At 63.0% G+C, this 554-nt stretch carries 1 pseudogene; it reads right to left on the bottom strand.

The window, feature by feature from the left end:
• Window positions 1–554: pseudogene (locus tag AC23NW_RS36250) on the bottom strand (hypothetical protein); the annotation flags it as partial.

The following is a 554-nucleotide window of genomic DNA, read 5'->3' as shown; positions in this document are numbered from 1 at the left end:
CAGCCGTTGCTGCCGGTAATCACCACCGAATAAGCCCCTGCCGCATTCACCGTCGCCGAATTTCCGCTTTGGGCTACCACGCCTGGTCCGCCAAATACATAACTAAGGCTTGTCCCCATAGCCGAAGCCGTCAGGGTCAGCGCTGTTTGGGCACAGGTCAGCGTACCGCCTCCGCTCGCCGTCAGCGTGGCACTCGTCGGGGCGGTAGTATTGCTCGTCACCGTGACCTGCGCTACCGCCGTACAGCCGCCCGCGTCGCTCACCGTCACCGAGTAGGTACCCGCTGCACTTACCGTCGCCTGGTTGGTTGATCCGAGCTGCGTTGCCCCGCTACTGAAGGCATAGGTCAGACTTAACGGACTGGCCGTCAGCGTTACCGATGGCGTGTTGCAGCTGATCGCCCCACTGGCCACCAGACTGGCCGAAATCACCGCCGACCTGCTCACCACCGTGGCCGAGGTAAGGGCCGTACAGCCGTTAGCCCCTGTGACTACCACCGAATAGGTCCCGGCACTCGTCACCGTCAGCAGGTTGCTGCTTCCACTCTGGCCGGT

The organism is Arsenicibacter sp. R0_47 (genome assembly GCF_057652235.1).
The sequence above is the reverse complement of the archived record's forward strand: the minus strand, read 5'-3'. Positions and strand labels throughout refer to the sequence as shown.